General features: G+C 38.1%; 17 protein-coding genes. 8 read left to right on the forward strand and 9 right to left on the reverse strand.

The window, feature by feature from the left end; genetic code table 11:
- Positions 1-225 precede the first annotated feature (225 nt).
- The 6 genes from groL to R2S57_RS01875 form a co-directional block, all read right to left on the reverse strand.
- Positions 226-1,860 carry a chaperonin GroEL gene (groL, locus tag R2S57_RS01850; RefSeq protein ID WP_316843415.1) on the reverse strand — a complete coding sequence of 545 codons (1,635 nt, stop codon included), beginning with the start codon at positions 1,858-1,860 and terminating at the stop codon, positions 226-228.
- Positions 1,861-1,993: 133 nt separating this feature from the next.
- Entirely contained in the window at positions 1,994-2,284 is a 291-nt protein-coding gene (groES, locus tag R2S57_RS01855; RefSeq protein WP_316843416.1) for a co-chaperone GroES, read from the reverse strand.
- A 249-nt stretch (positions 2,285-2,533) separates the two neighbouring features.
- A complete protein-coding gene (locus R2S57_RS01860; RefSeq protein WP_316843417.1) occupies positions 2,534-3,298 on the reverse strand; it encodes a TIGR03915 family putative DNA repair protein in 765 nt (254 codons plus the stop codon).
- A gap of 184 nt (positions 3,299-3,482) precedes the next feature.
- Positions 3,483-4,739, reverse strand: coding sequence for a putative DNA modification/repair radical SAM protein (locus R2S57_RS01865; RefSeq protein WP_316843418.1), 1,257 nt, complete (start codon positions 4,737-4,739; stop codon positions 3,483-3,485).
- Positions 4,740-4,893: 154 nt separating this feature from the next.
- Positions 4,894-5,538, reverse strand: a complete 645-nt coding sequence (locus R2S57_RS01870) for an HD domain-containing protein (RefSeq protein ID WP_316843419.1) — start codon at positions 5,536-5,538, stop codon at positions 4,894-4,896.
- 76 nt (positions 5,539-5,614) lie between these two features.
- On the reverse strand, positions 5,615-5,896 hold the full coding sequence (locus R2S57_RS01875; RefSeq protein ID WP_316843420.1) for a helix-turn-helix transcriptional regulator: 282 nt from the start codon (positions 5,894-5,896) through the stop codon (positions 5,615-5,617).
- A gap of 312 nt (positions 5,897-6,208) precedes the next feature.
- Here R2S57_RS01875 and R2S57_RS01880 point away from each other — a divergent pair, with 312 nt between their 5' ends.
- From R2S57_RS01880 to R2S57_RS01900, 5 genes are all read left to right on the forward strand, one after another.
- A complete protein-coding gene (locus R2S57_RS01880; RefSeq protein ID WP_187592469.1) occupies positions 6,209-6,442 on the forward strand; it encodes a hypothetical protein in 234 nt (77 codons plus the stop codon).
- 268 nt (positions 6,443-6,710) lie between these two features.
- Positions 6,711-6,944 carry a hypothetical protein gene (locus R2S57_RS01885; RefSeq protein ID WP_316843421.1) on the forward strand — a complete coding sequence of 78 codons (234 nt, stop codon included), beginning with the start codon at positions 6,711-6,713 and terminating at the stop codon, positions 6,942-6,944.
- Between the two features lie 69 nt (positions 6,945-7,013).
- On the forward strand, positions 7,014-7,229 hold the full coding sequence (locus R2S57_RS01890; RefSeq protein ID WP_316843422.1) for a hypothetical protein: 216 nt from the start codon (positions 7,014-7,016) through the stop codon (positions 7,227-7,229).
- A gap of 96 nt (positions 7,230-7,325) precedes the next feature.
- Positions 7,326-8,531 carry an HlyD family secretion protein gene (locus R2S57_RS01895; RefSeq protein ID WP_316843423.1) on the forward strand — a complete coding sequence of 402 codons (1,206 nt, stop codon included), beginning with the start codon at positions 7,326-7,328 and terminating at the stop codon, positions 8,529-8,531.
- Positions 8,528-10,783: a peptidase domain-containing ABC transporter gene (locus R2S57_RS01900; RefSeq protein ID WP_316843424.1), complete on the forward strand. Its 2,256-nt coding sequence runs from the start codon at positions 8,528-8,530 to the stop codon at positions 10,781-10,783. Before R2S57_RS01895 ends, R2S57_RS01900 begins: the two co-directional genes overlap by 4 nt.
- Here R2S57_RS01900 and R2S57_RS01905 read toward each other — a convergent pair.
- Positions 10,780-11,274, reverse strand: coding sequence for a hypothetical protein (locus R2S57_RS01905; protein WP_316843425.1), 495 nt, complete (start codon positions 11,272-11,274; stop codon positions 10,780-10,782). The two genes, R2S57_RS01900 and R2S57_RS01905, sit on opposite strands and share 4 nt — an antisense overlap.
- A 67-nt stretch (positions 11,275-11,341) precedes the next feature.
- On the reverse strand, positions 11,342-12,520 hold the full coding sequence (locus R2S57_RS01910) for a class I SAM-dependent RNA methyltransferase (protein ID WP_316843522.1): 1,179 nt from the start codon (positions 12,518-12,520) through the stop codon (positions 11,342-11,344).
- 71 nt (positions 12,521-12,591) lie between these two features.
- Here R2S57_RS01910 and R2S57_RS01915 point away from each other — a divergent pair, with 71 nt between their 5' ends.
- From R2S57_RS01915 to R2S57_RS01925, 3 genes are all read left to right on the forward strand, one after another.
- Positions 12,592-12,957, forward strand: coding sequence for a DUF3127 domain-containing protein (locus tag R2S57_RS01915; protein ID WP_029274214.1), 366 nt, complete (start codon positions 12,592-12,594; stop codon positions 12,955-12,957).
- 192 nt (positions 12,958-13,149) lie between these two features.
- The gene (locus R2S57_RS01920; protein WP_316843426.1) at positions 13,150-14,973 is read left to right on the forward strand and encodes a HAMP domain-containing sensor histidine kinase; all 1,824 of its coding nucleotides are present in this window, start codon (positions 13,150-13,152) and stop codon (positions 14,971-14,973) included.
- 176 nt (positions 14,974-15,149) lie between these two features.
- Entirely contained in the window at positions 15,150-15,845 is a 696-nt protein-coding gene (locus tag R2S57_RS01925) for a response regulator transcription factor (protein ID WP_316843427.1), read from the forward strand.
- 107 nt (positions 15,846-15,952) lie between these two features.
- Here R2S57_RS01925 and R2S57_RS01930 read toward each other — a convergent pair whose 3' ends face one another.
- Positions 15,953-16,792, reverse strand: a complete 840-nt coding sequence (locus R2S57_RS01930; protein ID WP_316843428.1) for a 1,4-dihydroxy-6-naphthoate synthase — start codon at positions 16,790-16,792, stop codon at positions 15,953-15,955.
- Positions 16,793-16,858: the final 66 nt, after the last annotated feature.

Genomic DNA, 16,858 nt, shown 5'->3' on the forward strand with positions numbered 1-16,858 from the left:
CTCATATATGAGTATCAGGCCTAAGACGCGTCAATAAATATTCAGTGGCAAAGAACGTATTTTTTGCATTACGGGTACAAAACTTTACACCAACATCAACTAAATGAGTAGGTTATAAATACGTTAAAGTTCGTTTTTGATGGTAATAAGGCATAAAAAAACCCTCAAGGCTCCTTGCCTTGAGGGAATATTTTTACACGAAATAATTTCGCTGTACGGATGGTATTACATCATGCCACCCATACCGCCGCCGCCCATTGGAGGCATTGGAGAACCACCTTCTTCAGGCTCATCAGCTAAAACAACTTCTGTAGTTAATAACATGGCTGCAATAGATGCTGCATTTTCTAATGCTACGCGGCTAACTTTAGTTGGATCGATAACACCAGCACCAATTAAGTTTTCGTAAACATCAGTACGTGCATTGTAACCGAAATCGGCTTTACCTTCTTTAACTTTTTGCACTACGATAGAACCTTCAATACCTGCGTTTTCGCAAATTTGACGTAATGGCTCTTCAATCGCACGACGGATGATCTGGATACCCGTGTTTTCATCTTCGTTAGCACCTTTTAGATCAGCTAAAGCTTCAACTGCACGGATGAAAGCAACACCACCACCGGCAACAATACCTTCTTCTACAGCCGCACGGGTTGCGTGTAAAGCATCATCAACGCGGTCTTTTTTCTCTTTCATTTCAACTTCACTCGCTGCACCAACGTAAAGAACTGCAACACCGCCAGCCAATTTAGCCAAACGCTCTTGTAATTTTTCTTTATCGTAGTCAGATGTAGTAGTTTCGATCTGAGATTTGATCTGGCTTACACGTGATTTAATATCTTCTGAGTTACCAGCACCATTGATTACAGTTGTATTGTCTTTATCAACAACAACTTTTTCAGCAGAACCTAAATAAGTTAAATCAGCATTTTCTAATTTGTAACCTCTTTCTTCTGAAACCACAATACCGCCAGTTAAAATTGCGATGTCTTCTAACATTGCTTTTCTTCTGTCGCCAAAACCTGGAGCTTTAACAGCAACAACTTTTAACGAACCACGGATTTTGTTTACAACCAAAGTAGCTAAAGCTTCGCCATCTAAATCTTCAGAAATGATTACCAATGGTTTACCAGTTTGAACAGTTTTTTCTAAAACCGGCAACAATTCTTTCATGTTGCTGATTTTTTTGTCGTAGATTAAAATGTAAGGATTTTCTAATTCAGCTTCCATTTTGTCTGCATTGGTCACAAAATATGGAGATAAATAACCTCTGTCAAATTGCATACCTTCAACTGTTTTAACTTCAGTTTCAGTACCTTTTGCTTCTTCAACAGTAATTACACCATCTTTACCAACTTTGCTCATGGCTTCAGCAATTAACGAACCGATTACCTCGTCGTTATTTGCAGAGATAGATGCCACTTGTTTAATTTTGTTGTTATCATCTCCAACCGCTTGCGATTGAGATTTTAAGTTTTCTACAACAGCCGCAACCGCTTTATCAATACCACGTTTTAAATCCATTGGATTTGCACCTGCAGCAACATTTTTAATACCGGTAGTGATAATGGCCTGAGCCAATACCGTAGCAGTAGTAGTACCATCACCAGCAATATCAGCTGTTTTTGAAGCTACTTCTTTAACCATTTGAGCACCCATGTTCTCAACGGCATCTTTTAATTCGATTTCTTTAGCCACAGTAACACCATCTTTAGTGATTGCTGGTGAACCGAATTTTTTATCGATAATTACGTTACGGCCTTTTGGACCTAAAGTTACTTTTACTGCATTTGCAAGAATATCAACACCTCTTTTCAGGGCGTCGCGTGCTTCTACGTTATATTTTACTTGTTTTGACATTTCTTTTTTGAATTTTGAATGATTGTATGAGAGAATGATTGAATTTGTATTCTTCACATTCTAACATTATTATTTTATTTGTTGATTAATGCTGAATTCTCTCATTTGAGATTCAGTCATTTAATCATTACTATTACCCAACAACAGCGTAAATATCAGTTTCGCGCATAATAAGGTAATCTTTACCTTCGTAAGGGAATTCGGTACCACCGTATTTGCCATAAATTACAACATCGCCAACTTTTACACTCGCTTTTTTACCTTCAGAATCTTCTTCAGAAACAGAAACTACAATTCCTTTTGATGGTTTTTCTTTAGCAGTATCAGGGATATACAAACCCGATGCAGTTTTTTCTTCTGCTGCAGCCGGTTCAACTATTACTCTGTTCGAACTGCCAGCAATTGGTTTTAGGTTTAACGCCATAACTTTTATTATTTTTTTATTTTGATTTGAGTTTTTTAACTAAGCATACAATTAACACTTTTTATGCCAAGTGTTTTTGAGGGACAAATTTTCACCAAACTGTCAATCTTTTCACCCTAATTAAGAATGTGGGTGTCAGCATGGCAGTAAGTTTTTGACTTTGTAGCCAGATTTATAATTTTTTCAGATAAATGTTCAGCCTTGACAAATTCTCAAATAGCTTGCTGGTCATTTGTCAATACTTTTGAATTAAACCGGAGTTTTCTCTGTCAGATATTTCCAGTACCTTTTAGGCACATGCTGTACATGCAGCTTGGTGTTTTTACGGGCAACAATATTGGCGCTTTTAAAATAATCTTTCCATAAAGTGGCATATAAGGCTTCCCCTTCATCCATTAAAACAGATGCCGGGTTCTGCTTATTTACACCGTTATTAAAGCTGATCGTAATTTCTTCAACAGCATGTAAATTATAATGTAGACCATATTTTCGTTTTAAATCATATATCACCCACTGCTGGTCGGCATATCGGTTTTTGAAGTGGTTGGAGATTAATGGCAACACATTAAAATCAGGATCGATACTGGCATAAAATAGGCCGTCGCCCGTTTTCTGAAAGCGGATAAACGCTTCCATCCTGTGTTTTTCCCTTTCTAAGCTTTTGGCATATTTAGATAGGGCAATTACATGTGCATTGCCATAATTACTTTCAGCTCCTGGCTGATTTTGAAATACATATATCGCAAACTGAAACAAATGATTATAAGCTTCGGGAATTTCTGATAAATAACTGCAATAAAATTTACGCAACCAGTCTTTTTTGAGTTTTTTTTGTAATCCTGCCCAAACCCGGTCGGCTTTCTCATCGTTCGTGCTTACCGTAAAACTTTCTACAAATGCCTCAGGCTGAAAAATTGCGGTAGATTTTAATGCCACTTTCCCTGGTTTGCGTTCAAACCATTCGAAAACTGCTGTTAACAGGCCTTGCAGGGATCCATCAAAGATATAGGTCATGGTTGGTTATAATAGATAAAATATTAAGCGTTGAGACGGATCCTCTTCGGATATGCTTCGGATCCCAGACGGAGCTGTGACAATTATACCCTCAAGAACGCTGTCAAGAATCTGTGTATGATATGTCCCAAAACTTAATCTGTTCATCTGATCTGATAGCTATCGGATCAGAATGACAGTACATTTAAAACAAAATCATCTGGTTGCTATCAGTTTTGACATACTTACTCTGGCTTTCGGCCAGAATAAAAGCTTTAATCTGTGTGCCCTGATAATCTTTCAGCTGATAAGGGCTATCTAAACAGATAATAAAATGTTTGGCCCGGTTATATGCTACGCCAATTTTTTTTAACTGATCGATCCTGAGTTTTCCGAACTTCCGGGCCTGTACAATTTTTTGCGCTGACATGACGCCGATTCCTGGTATGCGGAGAATCATCTTATAATCGGCTTTATTAATGTCGACCGGAAAATGCTGCATATTGCGGATGGCCCAGCTTAATTTTGGATCGATATCCACATCAAGATTCGGATTGGCATCATTTAAAATTTCCTGAACCTTAAAGCCGTAAAAACGCATCAACCAATCGGTTTGATACAATCTGTTTTCCCTTAAAAGTGGTGGCTGCGTACCAAGCACAGGCATTCGGGTATCGTTGCTAATGGGTACATAACCTGAATAATAGACTCTTTTGAGCGAAAAGTTTTTGTAAAAGGCATTTGCAGTGTACATAATATCCTTATCGCTTTCGGGCGTAGCACCGATAACCATTTGGGTGCTCTGCCCTGCGGGAACAAATTTTGGCGTGTGTTTAATGAGTTTTTTATCGGCTGAAAATTGGGTAATCTGCTGTTGCACAAAGGCCAAAGGTTTAATTACATCTTCATGATTCTTCTCTGGCGCCAAAAGTTTTAAGCCCGCTTCGGTAGGCATTTCCAAATTAATACTCATCCTGTCGGCATATAAACCGGCTTCTTTAATCAGTTCATCACTTGCGCCAGGAATGGTTTTCAGGTGAATATACCCGTTGTAATTCTGTTCTAAACGTAGTTTCTTTACCACCAGTAACAAGCGCTCCATGGTAAAATCGGCATTTTTGAAAATCCCTGAGCTTAAAAACAGCCCTTCAATATAATTCCGGCGATAAAAATTCATCGTGAGCTCTACCACTTCGTCTACGGTAAAGGCTGCGCGTTTTACATCGTTGCTTTTTCGCGAAACGCAGAACAAACAATCGTATATACAATGATTGGTTAACAGGATTTTTAGAAGAGAAACACATCGGCCATCTTCCGTATAAGTATGGCATATGCCAGAAGAATGGCTGTCGCCAAGGCCTTTGGATGTGTTTTTTCTTGTGCCGCCACTTGATGAACAAGAAACATCATATTTAGCGGCGTCGGCAAGAATATTTAATTTTTCACGAATTCGATCAAACATAGGGATGGGTATTTACTAACAAATATAGCTTAATAACTAAAAATATTAGTAAATAGATTTGCTTAATCTATTCGATTTAGGAATAATCGTAATGAGCTAAACGTTTGAAGAGGTCAGCTTTCTGCAATCAGGTAATTGATACGTACATTCATACTTATTTACCTTCCCATTCTTTATAAAAATGCTCCAGGTATAATAGCATAAAGTTGTGCCTCTCTGTTGCTATTAACTTACCGGCTTCAGTATTCATCAGATCTTTTAGTAAAAGTAATTTCTCGTAAAAGTGATTAATAGTAGGGGCCGTTGTGTTTTTATAACTTTCTTTGGTGAGGTGTTCTTCAGGTTTAATGGCCGGATTGTAAAGTACCCTGTTTTTGAAACCGCCATAGGTAAAGGCGCGGGCAATACCAATAGCACCAATGGCATCTAAACGGTCTGCATCCTGAACAATCTGCATTTCTTTTGAGGTAAATCCTGAACCATCAAAGCTGTTTTTGAACGACATGTCTTGGATAATCAGCTTCACATGGGCGATAATATCAGCATCAACGGCGATCGATGCTAAAAAAGATGCAGCCAGGTTTGGCCCCAGTTCTTCATCACCATTGTTGAATTTAGGATCGGCAATATCATGCAGCAAAGCAGCAAAAGCCACTACCTGTTCATCACCTTTTTCTTGCTGGTTAATGGTTTGAGCGGTTTTAAAAACACGTTCAATATGAAACCAATCATGTCCGGCTTCGGCGTTTGCTAAAGTTTTTTGTACAAAATCAATGGTTTTTTCAATGGTAGCCTGCATCGTTATAAATTTCTTCCAAAGGTATTGGAATTATCTGCAGGTAAAAAAAAAATGATATCAACAGCGGATCGAGTAATTAACTCGCCGCTGCCGTTCTGTTTTCATCATCAGCAATAATTTTAATTAGATCATTGTGATTAAGGGTTAAGAGGTGGGGTACCTCAACCTCTAAAATTGCCGCAATTTGAAATAACCGGTCGATAGTAAGTTTACTATAACCAAGCTCAATTTTGCTGTATGCATTTTGAGAGATTTTTAATTTCGCTGCCAGATAATCTTGAGTATAGTCTCTGTATTCTCTAATTTTTCTAATATTCCCGGCAACATTCTTCGTCTTTAAAGCCAATACATCTTCCATAAAAAAGGGATAAAATATTTTAATGTTCTTTCACTATGTACGAAACATTTGTAGCAACAGATTTTTAGCGTCTGAATTTTTAGCACAATGAGGAATCGCGCGAAACGGGGAAACGAACTGTTTATTATAACAAAAGAACAACCTAAATGTTTAATGTATTCTGTTTTCGTGTTGTTAATCAATGTTTTATAAAAACTTTAAGCTCCTTAGCTTCGTTCTTATAATAACTTCGCCGCTTAAACATGGCAGGTTTATAAAAGGAGTAGCCGAAAACCTCAAACAGAGTAGGCATTATTAAAATTAGAAAACGTTATGAAACTTCAAGAGTTAAATTTAAACGAAATGAAAGAAATCAACGGTGGTGGTTTATTTGGTGGTAATGATTCATCAAGTTCTGGCGGTCTGTTAGGATCAATCGGAATTGGTAACTTGTTATCCTTCTCCAACGAAACCCAAGACGGAGATGAATCGAGTAAAACCTCGTTCTCTTTAGGAAATAACATTGGTGGAAGCTTAGAAGGATTATTCAAAAGCTTAACCAGCTAATTTGACTTCACAACTCAATTTATAAAAAAAGGACTTCTTCGGAGGTCCTTTTTTTATTACCACTCGCGTAACGAATTATAATATTAAATTGTTTTAATTATCTGACAACCAGTAAGTTTAATGTATTCTGAACCGTTGTTTGAAACCCGCAATTTAGAAAATCTATAAGTAGAATCTTTCCGTTTGTTAATTAAAGGACGATGAAAGTCAAACTTAGGGTATGCCGAAAACCTTTAAGAGAGTAGGCTTTAGTAAATCTATTTATATTATGAAAATGCAAGATTTGAATTTAACAGAAATGAAAGAGATTAATGGTGGGGGTTTATTTGGTAACAATGATTCATCAAATTCGGGTGGTTTATTGGGATCAATCGGAATTGGTAATTTATTGTCGTTCCAAACCGCAAGTAAAGATGGAGATGAGGCCAGCGCAAGCTCGTTGTCAATCGGTAACAACATCGGAGGTAGCCTAAAAGGCCTGTTTGATAGTTTGAGCCAATAATATATTATTAATTGAAAAGGAGGATATTCATTTATCCTCCTTTTTCTTGTTCAGTTAATTCGAAATATCATGGAAAATTTATCAGAAAAAGAGCTTGTAGCAATTGCAGGCGGTGGTTTATTCGATGGCAATAAAGGATCAATGGGGATATCGCTTACCGCAACAGCAGATAGTTTATTAAGTATCACTTTTACGAGGAGTTACGGGGATTATAAAAGTTCAACCACGCTATCAATAGGAAATAATATTGATTTAAACCTTGGTTTTTTAGGCAATAAACAATAATTATAACTTAATCATATTGAAAAAAGGCCATTGTTTTGGTCTTTTTTCGTGTTTACGAAAAAACCAAAATGCCCCAATTGCGTATATAATTTAGATATGGATAGCGATAAATATATATTTCCTAAAGAAGTGATTGAAAATACGGCCGAGTACCATTTTCATTCGCATAACTCCTATACCAAAATTATATATCAGGTAATCCTGGCGGTACTTATTGTTGCTTTTTTAGCGATGTTTCTCATCAAGGTAGATGTAAATGTAAAAAGTACGGGACTTTTTCGCCCAACTGCCGAACGGAACGAAATAAAACCATTGGTAGCCGGCCGGATCGATTCGCTGTTTATTAAGGAGAATATGCATGTTAAAGCCGGGCAGGTTTTACTCACTATAAAAAAAGAAAATATCGAGAGCCAGGATGCATTGAACCAATTTCAACAAACCGATGTTACAGCTCAGCTTTACGATTTGGGTTTGCTGATCAATGCTTATAAACGAAACGACTGGTCGAAAAAACTACCACTAAAATCAGGCGTTTACGGTCAGCAATATAGTTTGTTTATGCAACGGGTTACCGAAGCAAAAGCCCGCTACCAACTTGCCTATAAAAATTACGACCGTTATGCCTATCTCTATAAACAAAAAGCGGTTTCGGCATTAGAATATGATGAGGTAAAACTTAAAAAGGATAATGTATTCAACGAACTTTCACTAATCGGAGAGGAGCAGGGCAGCAAATGGCAAACCGAACTCAATCAGTTGAGTATTCAGAACCAACAATTGGGCACACGCGATAGGCAGTATGAAGAGGAAAAGGAATTTTATACCATTAAAGCCCCATTAACGGGTACGGTACAACAGCTAAAAGGGATCCAGCCTGGAAGTTCTATTTCTGCCAACGAAATTTTGGGCGAGATTTCGCCCGATTCGGGTTTAATTGCCGAAACCTATGTACAACCTAAAGACATTGGCCTGTTGCATGTTGGCACGAAAGCCAGGTTCCAGATCGATGCCTACAATTACAATGAGTGGGGAATGGCAACCGGAAAGGTGATTTCCATTTCGAGTGATGTTTTTATGCAGAATGGTGCACAACCTTTTTTTAAAGTAAGGTGTTTGCTCGATAAAAATAGCCTTAAACTGCGTAACGGCTACATCGGCAAGATTAAAAAAGGCATGACCTTACAGGCACGTTTTTTTGTTACCCGTAGAACTTTGTTCCAGTTGCTTTACGATAAAGCAGACGATTGGTTAAACCCGAACGTAATTCCTCAAAGTAAAGAAACCCAAGTTACGCGCCTATGAAAACCGTAAACCAATTTTTTGAATCTTTAAAATCAAAAAAGAAAGCGAAGAAAACCATTATCAAACAGCATGATGTTACGGATTGCGGGGCGGCATGTTTGGCTTCAATTGCGATTCATTATGGTTTGGATCTTCCTATTGCCCGTATCCGGCAGTATGCCTCTACCGATAAAAAGGGTACCAATGTTTTGGGTTTGATCGAAGCGTCAGCAAGATTGGGTTTTTCTGCTAAAGGCGTAAAAGCCAGTTACGATAATCTTTTTACCATTCCCTTGCCGGTAATTGCACACGTAAACCACAATAATATTGCGCATTATATTGTACTATATAGTATTACCGAGGCATATGTAGAAGTAATGGATCCCGCCTATGGCGAAATGCAAAGGTTAAGTCCGGATGAGTTTAGGCAAAAATGGACCGGTGTGTTAATTATGCTATTGCCTGGCGATGATTTTACAGCTGGCACTGAGCGGATTTCTTTGGAGAAAAGATTTATTTACCTGTTAACACCCCATAAATCGGTTTTGATTCAGGTATTGATAGGGGCTATTTTTTATACGATACTGGGTTTATCCACCTCCATTTTTCTCCAAAAAATTGTAGATAATGTTTTGCCTGAAGGGAATACCAATCTGCTAAATTTAATGGGTACGGTGATGATCATCATCATTTTGGTGCAGATTTTTATCAATTATGCCAAAACTTTGTTAACCATAAAAACCGGACAGCAAATTGATGCCCGCCTGATTTTAGGCTATTATAAACATCTTTTAAAGTTACCCCAGCAGTTTTTCGATACCATGCGCGTTGGTGAGATTATTTCGAGGATGAACGATGCAGTAAAAATCAGGGCTTTTATCAATGATGTGCTGGTTGGCTTTGCCGTAAACGTTTTCATCCTCATTTTCTCTTTTGCCCTGATGTTTACCTATTATTGGAAACTGGCTTTGATTATGCTTACGGTGGTACCATTGTATGCAGTGGTGTATTATGTTTCGAACCGGTTAAATAAAACCACCCAGCGCCAGTTGATGGAGAAAAGTGCCGAACTGGAAAATCAATTGGTAGAATCGGTACATTCGGTAAGTACGATCAAACGTTTTGGTTTGGAAAATTTTTCGAACTTAAAAACTGAAATCAGGTTTATCAATTTGTTAAAAACGGTTTATACCTCTGGAACGAATTCGCTTTTGGTAGGGAATGCGAGTGGTTTTATTTCCAGCATTTTTGCCGTAATCCTGCTTTGGGCAGGTGCGGGTTTTGTGTTGCAGAACATGATTACGCCTGGCGAACTATTATCATTTTATGCCATTATCGGTTATTTTACCGGCCCGGTAATCAGTTTGATCGGGATGAATAAGGTATTTCAGGATGCACGTATTGCTGCCGACAGGCTCTTTGAAATTATGGACCTGGAACGTGAAAAAACTGAGAATAGAACCGATTTAACACCCGATATGATTGGCGACATCGAATTTAGGAATGTAAACTTTAGATATGGAACCCGGGTAACCGTGTTTGATGGCTTTAGCCTGCACGTGCCAAAAGGGAAAATTACAGCTGTGGTTGGCGAAAGCGGATCGGGTAAAACCACGCTGCTCTCGCTTTTGCAGAATATTTATCCGCTCCAGTCGGGCAATATTATGGTTGGCGAGTTTGATATCAATTACATTACCAACGAAAGTTTACGAAAACTGGTGGCGGTAGTGCCTCAGGATGTGCACCTTTTTGCCGGAAATGTAATTGAGAATATAGCCGTTGGGGAGATGGAGCCCGATATGAAAAAAATTATCCGCATCTGTGTCCAGTTAAACATTATGGATTTTATAGAGCGGTTGCCGAATGGATTTGATACTTACCTGGGGGAAAATGCAACCAATTTATCTGGCGGTCAACGACAGCGTTTAGCCATTGCCAGAGCTTTGTACCGCGATCCTGAAATATTGATTTTGGATGAAGCGACTTCTTCGCTCGATTCTTCTTCGGAAGAGCATATCCACAATGCCATTTCTTTGCTCCGTGAAAATGGAAAAACCATTATTTTAATTGCCCATCGTCTTAGTACCGTGGTAAATGCAGATAAGATTGTGGTTTTAAAAGAAGGAAAGCTGATTGAAGAGGGAACACACGAGCAATTGGTGAAACACGATGGCATGTATACGGGCATGTGGCATAAACAGTTTCCATCAATCACAGCTACTTTAAAAAAGGGAAAAAGGAAAGCTACAGAAAATTTAGATGCTAAGGATTAATATAATCCCCAGTCATCTTCAAATTCATCTTTTTCGAAATATTTCACCCATTCGATAAAGAGCAGTCGAAATTTTTCAATTTCGTCTAAAACAATGTCTTTATATTCCGGAGTACAGATTTCGAACATATCTGCTGCCCTTACCTGAGTTTCTAATTCGCGGCAATTGGTTCGGATGATGGAGGCATTTTCCATCCTTAAAATATACATATCTGCCCCTTCTGCCCCAACAATTTTAGGGCAAAGCATTAGTGCATTCTGCATGATCAGGTTTGCGGTCATTTCGGCCATTTCGCCTTCCAGTGTTTCGCAAAACAGGGCGGCATATTTGTAAACCGCTCTGGCCTGGTTATAAAGGCTTTTTGCACGGGTTACTTTTAGCCTAACCTTTTCCGCATCGTCACTCGATAGATTTTCTTCATCCTCATCATCCCGGCCAAATCGGCTGAAATGCTCCCATTCGGGCATATGATCCATGTCATCAAATTCCATATCTTTCAAAATCGTTTACGTTATGGTACGTAAGAGAGTGTAATATATTAATTTTCAATCAAAAAGTCTAGCCCTCAATTAATGGTGCCCTGCGTGAGCCATCATACAATTCGTATTCTAATAAACGACAATCTAATTTGCCATTATAAAATTCGACTTTTTTAGCGGCTTTTAATCCAATTTTCTTTGCAAGATCGGGATTTCCGGTGAAAATATAACCAGAATAGCCTTTGCATTTGGTTTTCATAAAATCGCCCATGCGTTTATAGGTCAATTCTAATTTACTGTGTACACCCAAACGCTCACCATACTCAGGGTTAAAAACAACCACACCTTTACCATCTTCAGGAACAGGGGTTAATTCGAAATCGCATACTTCAAATTCAATTAAAGTATCAACCCCTGCTGTTTTAGCATTTCTACGGGTTACCTCAACAGCATCTTCCGACAGATCGGATGCTACAATTTTAAGATCAACATTTTTGATCACCTGGTCTTTCAAAATTCTGCGTTCGGTGAAAAAATCTTCCTCATTATAGCCTAAAATATGCATAAAACCATAATTCATGCGGTATAAACCAGGAGCGCGGTTGGTTGCAATTAAAGCGGCTTCGATTGCCAACGTTCCTGATCCACACATGGGGTTAATAAATGGCGATTTCTTGTCCCAGTTGGTCGCTAAAATAACGCCAGCGGCTAATGCTTCTAACATTGGTGCTTTTCCGGGGATTTTACGGTATCCGTGTTTGGCAAGGGTTTCGCCAGAAGTATCCATAAAAACATCTGCATCTGCATCTTTCCAGTATAAGTGTACTACCGCTTTGTTCGCATCAGATCCAGAGTTGGGGCGGATGCCTTTTTTCTCTTTCATGCGGTCTACAATAGCGTCTTTTACTTTTAAGTTTGCAAATAGTGGTGTGGTGATATTTGGGTTATCCACATTTGAGGTTACCGAGAAATAACCCGAAAAATCAATCAGTTCTTCCCATTCAATGGCTGCGATTTCAGTATATAAATCATCAGGCGTAATGGCCTTGAAACTTTTAATTGCATATAGGATCTGACTGGCACAACGCAAGTTCAAATTGAGCTTTATACACTCCGTAAGGGTAATATTGAGCTCAACACCCGTAGCGAAAGCTCTTTCTATGGTGTAACCTAAAGCCGTAACTTCATCTTGTAAATAGGGCGAAAGGCGCTTGTTGCAGGTAATGATTACCTTGCTTTTATTGTGGAAAACTTGCATCATAATATATGCGAAGTTATCAATAAAATTATAGAGATTTGATGTTTATAGTACATTAAGTAGTATTAGATATGGAAATTAAAGGAAAAGTACACGAAGTAGGTGCCACACAACAAGTAAGTGAAACGTTTAAAAAACGTGATTTAATAATAGAATACGCAGAAAATCCAACATACCCAGAATATATCCGTTTTGAGGCTTTGCAAGATAAAACTGCATTATTAGATACATTTAAAGCAGGCGATGAGGTTGAAGTTTTCTTTAATTTACGTGGTCGCCCCTGGACAGATAAAGCAGGTAAAACATCATATTTTAACAGTTTGGTAATTTGGCGTATCAATGCTGTTGCAGCAGGTGCCCCGGCAGCAACACCAGCTTATGCAGCTCCGGTTGACGTAAGCAATGCGCCAGGTGAAGATGATGATTTGCCTTTCTAAATAAAGAATCTTTTTTAAGCAAACAATTTTGAACCATGCCGAGGCTTTAGCCTCGGCATTTTTTTTGACCATAGGCGCTGTTAAAATATGTTAAAAACAAGCACTTAGCCTAACGATTCAGTATTTTTGATATCTGTTTAGATTTAAAAATATTGTGATTTGGTTTTTTACCCTTAAAACCATTCTTGTTCAATGAAGAAAAAGAGTTTTTGGTTAATTACTGTTTTAATGACGGTGGCTTTGCTTGGTGTATTTGTAATGCAATTGTATTACATCAGGGAATCCTATAAACTAAAATCCCAACTTTTTGATGAACAGGTAAACCAGACCCTAACTACAGTTGTGAATAAAATACAGCGTAGAAATGTTGCAGATCATCTTAATAGAAAAGACGCTGAAAATAAATTAAAACAGCTTCAGGATTCGAGACAGCGTGCACTGGACATAAAAGATTTAAGACAGCAATATGTTCAAGAAACTGAGCTAAGACAGGCTGAACGCGAAAATCAGATCGAAAACTACCTTAACCAGCAAGATAGTATCATTCGGGTCTCGTATAATTCTCCCAATGTAATTTCTGAAAAAGAATTTGTTTCCTTGTCGTCGCCATTAAGTGGTGCCAAGCTTGATCTGCAGATGGATGCTTTTATCGATATAAAAAGCCTCGTATTAAAGGGGTACAGTATGCGTACTAAGCCCTATGCCCAAGCATCTAAAACCTTTGAGTTTAAAAGTCTGCAAAGTTTGCCCGATTCGTTAAGGTATTTAGTTTATGATCCTAGAAATGGTAATCCGGGATTTGTAAGTGTACCAAAGATTTCTGAGGATTTGGAGAAAAAATTTAATCGCGAAGATGATATCGAGAAAAAGAAACTGGAGTTAAAAATTGCATCCCTGGGAAAGGATACTTTTTTGTATACAAGATCGAGTGTGGTAGAAGATGTTTCTAAAGAATTACGCGAAACGAATGTGCCAATTTACAAACGCATTAATTTTAATTTGTTGGGTGATTTATTAAAAGAAGAACTTGTTGCAAATAATATTACGCTTGAACCTTCTTATCGCGTATCGCTGGCCAAAAAAGATTCCACTATTTTCATGATGGCCTCCAATGTAAAGGGAGAATTCTTGCCCGAAAATACCTATAAAACACCTTTGTTTGGAAACGATTTGTTCCGCGATCCGGGAATGCTTTTTGTGAGTTTTCCGAATAAAAACTCAGCCATTATTTCTAACCTGAGCGCTACACTGGCCTCATCTATCGGCTTGTTGCTCGTACTTGTTTTCATCTTTTCTTACACCCTTTATGCCATTTTAAAGCAAAAGAAACTGTCGGAAATGAAAACAGATTTCATCAACAACATGACGCATGAGTTTAAAACCCCTGTGGCTACTATTATGATTGCCAGTGAGGCTTTGAAAGATCCTGAGGTAACGGAAGATAAAGCACGATTAAAACGTTTGGCGGGTATTATTTATGATGAAAATGTTCGTTTGGGCAGCCATATCGAACGGGTATTGAGCATTGCCAGGTTGGAAAAAGGAGAGCTTACCATGGAGAATACTGATGTAGACATGAACGATTTAATCGTGATTGTGCTCGATAGTATGGAACTGCAGTTACAAAAAAGAAATGCCATTATCCATGTCAATACAGACGCGGAAAATGCAGTGGTTTATGGTGATGAACTGCACCTTTCCAACGTAATTTATAACCTGATTGATAATGCGAACAAATATAGTAGCGACACGCCTGAAATCACGATCACAACACGTAATACCAACAGGAGCTTAATTATCGAAATAGCAGATAAGGGTATTGGAATGACCAAAGAGCAATCGAAGCGGATTTTCGATCAGTTTTACAGGGTCCCCACCGGAAATTTACATGATGTGAAAGGTTTTGGTTTGGGCTTAAATTATGTACAGGATATTATCAAAAAACTGAACGGTACGGTTAAGGTAAGTAGCGAAAAAGATAGGGGAACTACGTTCGAAATATCTTTACCTTTATAAAACCGGTTAGCCATCGGTACAAAAGCTTGCTTTATCGATACATTAAAATATAACAGGTTTAGTTTACCTAATATAGTAGAGTATTATTAATCTACAACGTAAATTAAACCCTTATGCATATTCAGAATCAAACCTTCAGTGTAGGTAATGCTACATATGTGAATAAAATTAAGAAAATGAAAAAAATACTCCTGGTAGAAGACGACCCAAATTTAGGTTTATTGTTACAAGACTATTTGCAGCTAAAGGGCAAGTTTGATGTTGTGTTATGCACCGATGGAGAGGACGGATTAAGGTCGTTCAATAAACAGAACTTCGATCTTTGCATTTTAGATGTGATGATGCCTAAAAAAGATGGATTCACCCTTGGTAAAGACATTAGAAAAGTAAATACCCAGGTTCCGATCATTTTTGCGACAGCCAAAACCATGTTGGAAGATAAATCTGCTGCCTATGATTTGGGTGGCGATGATTATATTACCAAACCTTTCCGGATTGAAGAACTTTTACTGCGCATAAACGCCATGTTTAAGCGTGTGGCCAACAAAACCGATCAGAACGACGAGGCTGCAGAAACACAGTTTTCTATCGGTCAATATCATTTTGATTATACTACCCAGATTATCACCAATAACGATGTACAACAAAAGTTATCTACCAAAGAGGCTGAACTTTTGCGTTTATTGTGTTTGAAAAAGAATACCGTTTTAACGCGTGAAGAAGCTTTACTGAGTATCTGGCATGACGATAACTACTTTAATGGTAGAAGTATGGATGTATTTTTAAGTAAACTCCGTAAGTATCTTAGGGCCGATCCTGCTGTAGAAATTATTAACGTACACGGAAAAGGTTATAAGTTGTTGGTAAGTTAAATTAACTAAACCAGTCGTCCTCCTGAACTTGTTTCAGGATCTAATGGGATGCATCTTAAAAAGATGCTGAAATAAATCCGATAGCTATCAGATCAGAACGAAAAGAATTAAATATATAAATTCTCCTGAATAGCAGGAATAATATTCCGTTCCTGTGCAAGCTTAAATAAAGTATCAACGGCTTTGCGGCCCTCTTCGCCGAGGTTAATGCTGTATTTATTCACATAGAGTTCAATATGTTTATACATCACGCTTTCTTCCATGGCCTGGGCATGCTGGCGGATAAAATCGATCCCCGATTTTGGATGTGCAAAAGCAAACTCTACCGATTGCCGGATTAAGCGGTTTACTTTTAACCGCACTTCGCGGTCTAAATTTCTGTTGATTACGATTCCTCCTAAGGGAATGGCGCAACCGGTTAATTTTTCCCAATAATCACCTAAATCAACAATTTTAGTCAAACCTTTATCCTGGTAAGTAAATCTATTTTCATGGATGATTAATCCTAAATCAATCTCATTGTTAAGCAGGGCAGATTCGATCTCCGAAAAAACGAGTTCCTGTTTGTTTAGCAGATGGGGGTAGGCAATGCCCAATAAAAAATTTGCTGTGGTATATTTTCCCGGGATTCCAATTTTTAGTTGGGAGTCTGGAGCCTGAAGCTCGGAGTCGTTAAAATGATTTTTGCTTATCAGCAGTGGACCTACGCCAAAACCTAAAGCACTGCCAGCATCTAATAAAGCGTATTGATTGGCTACATAGGCAAACGCATGAAAACTTAATTTGGTAATGTCTAATTCACCCCTAAGTGCTTTTTGATTTAAGGTTTCTACATCATCATAAGAAACTTCAAATTCTAAACCTTCAGTATCAATTTTATGGTGAATGAGTGCGTCGAAAATAAATGTATCGTTGGGGCAGGGAGAAAATCCAAGTGTAAGTTTCATCTATTTATTTTTTTGTTTTCAGGTGTTAGATGGAGCCTTTGACAATTAAAATAATTATTTTAATTG

It is taken from the genome of Pedobacter psychrodurus, from assembly GCF_032678585.1.
Classification (GTDB): Bacteria; Bacteroidota; Bacteroidia; order Sphingobacteriales; family Sphingobacteriaceae; genus Pedobacter; species Pedobacter psychrodurus_A.